The following is a 4132-nucleotide window of genomic DNA, read 5'->3' on the forward strand; positions in this document are numbered from 1 at the left end:
CCGTGGATAGCCGGGCAAAGGATTCCGCCACATCCTTCTGCCGTTTCAGGAATAACCCCTGAATTCGGAATGGTCCCACCTTGATGGGGTTCAGTGGGCGGAAAATCAGGTTCAGCGCCAGCCAGTTGGTGGCAATCCCGACAATAAAGCCGAACAGCGGCAACACCCAGTTTTCAGGCATAAAGATAAAGACGGGAACCTGAATCAAGCCGAACAGAAAACCGAAATACAGGCCGGAGTTGGTCACAAAACGAAATTCGGGGTCACCGACTTCACGGAACATCTGCACCATGAGCTGCTTGTCTTCGCTCATCTGGGTGACAACCATGTGTTTCATGTCCACCAGGCTGTCCAGATTACGGCTGATATCGTCAACCACATTATCCATGACTGCTGGAATCGCACGGCGGGCACGGCTGTAGACCCGCTTGCGCACCAGCAGCGGCAGGTTTTCCCACAGCACAGCGTTGCGCTCGGTCATCACTTCGTCGGTGTATTCTTCGATACGAATCTGGATCGTTCGGGTGAGGTGGGCAGAGATTTTTTCCGGCTCCATTTCGCGGAAGAACTCGTCCAGGCTACCCAGCTTCGAGAGTGCCTTGTCCACCACGATACCGGCCATCTTTTCCACCTTGGAGGGAATAATGCCCTGCCAGCCGAAAAAAGGTCGGATACCCAGAAACTCCAGGGGATAGAATGTCATCTGCACGGCCATCCAGTTGGTTGTCCAACCGACTGCACCAGCGATGAACGGAATACTGACGTACTTCCAGAAATCCGGGTACGCAAGCAAAGATTCCAGCATTGAAAAACAACTCCCCTTCAAGGGCTGGTGCACTGTAACTCGACAGCGCCAAGGCGAACAGGTCCCGTGTACACCTATCCAAGTCAAAAAAGCCAATGTTGTTTAATTATGAAAATGCATAGTATAGGGAGCCGCCATACCAAATATAAGCAGCATCGCGTAATTTTTGGCAACAAAACGGGACCGGAACGATCACCCCGGCCCAACATAATGACAGGACAGCGCTGCAACCATGCCTGAAACCACTAGTTTCCCCCAGCTTATCGTGCTCGGGGGGCTGGAGAGCGCCCTCAACCAGGCGCTCACCGGTACACAACAAGGACGGGAACGTCTCGCCGCTCTCCATGGAACCGTGGTGCGCATTCGTGCCGAGCGCCCGCGTTCGGTCCTGTATGTACTGATCTATGAAGATGGTGTGGAACTGCTCACCGACTACGAAGGCAATGTGGACATCCGGGTGCGCGGCCCGCTGGGTGGTATGGTCCATTGGCTGTTTGCCAGCGAACCGCTGGAAGACCACGAATCATTGCGCATTACCGGCAGCGAAGAACATGTGGCCCAACTGGCCGAGCTGATCAACCAGTTCAGCCTCTGGCCATTAATTCGCAACTGGCTGGACGATCATGTGCGCCTCAAGGAGTTGCTGGCACTGCTGCGCCGGGAAGATCCTGTCTGGCTCGAGCAGCTGGCCACCCTGCCCCGCCAAGTGGGCCAGCTGGCTGAACAGATGGCGCAACAACAATTGTTGCAGGAAGACATTCTGGATGAGCTGCGACAACTGCGCGGCGAGTTTCAGCGGGCACGCAAACTGGATCAGTTCTTTACCCTCACGGGCATGCTGCTGATTTTGCTATCGCTGATGAAAGCATCCAATCTGTGGGAAACTACCTGGCATGCGCTGCAGCAGGATTTCCTGTCGCTGGCGATGCTCAGCCTGGGCATCGCCTGCCTGGTAATTCGATTACTGCCAAAACGGCTTCAATAAAAGCCCGGCGCTGGTGGCACCACGCCTGACGCTATAACCCGGAACCGGCAAAGCCGGCCAAAATCAGGGCTTGTCTTTGCGCCCGAAGATTTGTCCAAGACGCTCCCCCACCATCTCGGCACTGGTGCGCGCCAGGTTACGGCTCGCGCCTTCCAGTAATTCCTTGGAGGGCAAATTACGTACCCCTTCCACCAGGCCCCGGCGAACCCCTTCCTCTACACGGTCCGAGAGCACTTGTGCAGCCTTTTCCACCTGCTCATCCAGTTCCCGTTGCAGACTGTCGCGCAAACGGGGCTGAAAATAAAAATGAGCCCACACCCCGACAGCCACCAGTGTGAACAGGGAGCTGAGCAGCGCCGACGCGACAATCCAGGTAACCGACATGATTGATTCCTCTGAGTGAAACCCGTTCCGGGCCACGCGTGCTGGCCACTGTTTGCGTAACAGTGGCCGACATTGTTGTTAAATAGAGTATGCACCCGATGCCGGACAGCCGTGAACCCGCTAGAGTCATACTAGCGGGAATGGAAGCCTACAACGTTGAGCAGGATGCCATCATAATCTCTGGTCCCGAGGTGCCAATGACTGCCGTGACAAACCCGCAACGCGCAGAAAGCCATAGCCAACATGTTTTACAACAAGCGTTATCCTTTTGCCGACGCCACAAACAACCCCTGGCACTGCTTGCCATCGACCTGCAGGAACTGAAAACACTGCAGGCAGAAATAGGCGAGCACCACATTGCGCCCCTGCTTGGGCAATTCTGCGAACACCTGAACAGCCGCAAACGCTGTGAAGATATCCTGATTACCGCACGCAGCAACCAGGTGGTGTTTCTGGCCCTGCCCGGCACCAATGCAGACGGCGCCGACATCGCAGCCGCGCGGCTACTGGACTGGCTTGACCACCACGAATTCAAGGTCGATGATTTTCGTGTCACGCTGAATGTGCGCATCGCCGTACATGTGCACAGCGGCGCCGACAACGAGGGCACCGGACGACTGGTCAACGATACCCTGAAGCTGTTGCGCCAACCCGCGGAGCGCGGCCAGCGCATTCTCTCCCCCCAGGCGCAGAAACAACAAAGCCAGCAAGCTCAGACTCAGGACGACACACAACAAAATGAAGCAAACCCGCCCCAGGCGCTTAGCGATGCGTTACTGGCGCAGGCCCGTAAAGATGGCTTGCTCGACACCCTCACCCCTTTCATCAACGCACTGGATGAAAGCGCGCGCCTGGAGCTGGTGGATCACCTGCTCGACGCCTCCACGCGCACGACATCGACGGCCAAACCTTACGGCTTTCGGGCAACCAGCACTGCGCGGCGTGGCGCCGGGTAACCTTCACGGGTAAGGCGGTGGTCGTTCGGATCCAGAAAATCCGGGAGCGACTGGAAACGCATCCAGTCAGTGGATCGCTGCTCTTGCACCGTGGTGTCGCTTTCATCCACACACCGCACATCCACAAAACCACACCGTTCCAGCCAGCGGGTGAGCATAGCCACGGAAGGCAGGAAAAAGACATTGCGCATGACTGCGTAACGATCTTCCGGCATCAGCACGGTGCGCTCATCCCCTTCCACCACCAGGGTTTCCACCACCAGCTCGCCGCCGGCGCATAATGCACCCTTTAATTCCAGCAGGTGGTCCAACGGGGAACGCCGGTGGTACAACACGCCCATGGAAAACACCGTATCAAATTGCCCACCGTCTGCCGGCAGCTCTTCCATGCGCAAAGGCAGGAACCACACGGGCAACTCAGGGGCATAGCGGCGCACTGCCAGGTACTGCACCAGAAACAGAATGGTCGGATCGATCCCCACGACCGCACTGGCGCCGGCGGCCGCCATGCGCCAGCAGTGGTAACCGCTCCCACAGCCCACATCGAGAATCCGTCGCCCCGCCAACGGTGACAAATGCGGCGCCACCCGTTGCCACTTCCAGTCAGAACGCCATTCTGTTTCCACAGGCACGCCAAAGAACTCGAACGGGCCCTTGCGCCAGGGAATCAACCCCTGCAACGCCTGCTTTACCCCGTCCTCGTCTTGCTCACCGGCAGCACCAATGGTCAGTGTGTTCTGATCCAGGGCGCACTCAGCTGGCCCCGCTGGCAACGCCTCCAGTGCCGCCAGCCAACGGGGCAAATCCCCGTGGGGACGGTCGACCAGACGCTCCCGGGACAGCGTCATCACTGCGGCCAGGGGTTGCGGAGCAAACAGGGGCGCAAGCCCGCGTTCACAGGCCTGAAGGTAATCGGTAAGCATCAGCGCACGGCCAGTAATGACATGAAATTAAAACAACGGAACCAGACATGAATATGCCGATAGCCCGCCTTTTTCAGGC

General features: G+C 57.6%; 5 protein-coding genes. 2 read left to right on the forward strand and 3 right to left on the reverse strand.

Annotated elements, in window-relative coordinates; translation table 11 throughout:
* The coding region (locus A3730_RS15360) for a DUF445 domain-containing protein (protein WP_063538380.1) at positions 1-805 on the reverse strand (805 nt) is incomplete at its 3' end.
* 232 nt (positions 806-1037) lie between these two features.
* On the opposite strand from A3730_RS15360, the gene A3730_RS15365 reads away from it, so the two are divergent.
* Positions 1038-1790, forward strand: coding sequence for a hypothetical protein (locus tag A3730_RS15365; protein WP_063519425.1), 753 nt, complete (start codon positions 1038-1040; stop codon positions 1788-1790).
* A gap of 63 nt (positions 1791-1853) precedes the next feature.
* Here the strand turns inward: A3730_RS15365 and A3730_RS15370 are convergent, their stop codons facing one another.
* Positions 1854-2174 (reverse strand): hypothetical protein, encoded by a 321-nt coding sequence (locus A3730_RS15370; protein WP_063519426.1) that lies wholly within the window; start codon positions 2172-2174, stop codon positions 1854-1856.
* Between the two features lie 197 nt (positions 2175-2371).
* On the opposite strand from A3730_RS15370, the gene A3730_RS15375 reads away from it, so the two are divergent.
* Positions 2372-3130 (forward strand): diguanylate cyclase domain-containing protein, encoded by a 759-nt coding sequence (locus A3730_RS15375; RefSeq protein ID WP_197468592.1) that lies wholly within the window; start codon positions 2372-2374, stop codon positions 3128-3130.
* On the opposite strand, the gene cmoB is transcribed toward A3730_RS15375, so the two are convergent.
* Positions 3085-4053: a tRNA 5-methoxyuridine(34)/uridine 5-oxyacetic acid(34) synthase CmoB gene (gene cmoB / locus A3730_RS15380; protein ID WP_063519428.1), complete on the reverse strand. Its 969-nt coding sequence runs from the start codon at positions 4051-4053 to the stop codon at positions 3085-3087. The two genes, A3730_RS15375 and cmoB, sit on opposite strands and share 46 nt — an antisense overlap.
* Between the last annotated feature and the right edge of the window lie 79 nt (positions 4054-4132).

Source organism: Alcanivorax sp. HI0044 (assembly GCF_001634945.1).

Excerpts from the sequence above, each read along its gene's own strand:
- A3730_RS15365 (WP_063519425.1), top strand. The coding sequence starts at position 1,038 with ATGCCTGAAACCACTAGTTTCCCCCAGCTTATCGTGCTCGGGGGGCTG.
- A3730_RS15370 (WP_063519426.1), bottom strand. The coding sequence starts at position 2,174 with ATGTCGGTTACCTGGATTGTCGCGTCGGCGCTGCTCAGCTCCCTGTTC.
- A3730_RS15375 (WP_197468592.1), top strand. The coding sequence starts at position 2,372 with ATGACTGCCGTGACAAACCCGCAACGCGCAGAAAGCCATAGCCAACAT.
- cmoB (WP_063519428.1), bottom strand. The coding sequence starts at position 4,053 with ATGCTTACCGATTACCTTCAGGCCTGTGAACGCGGGCTTGCGCCCCTG.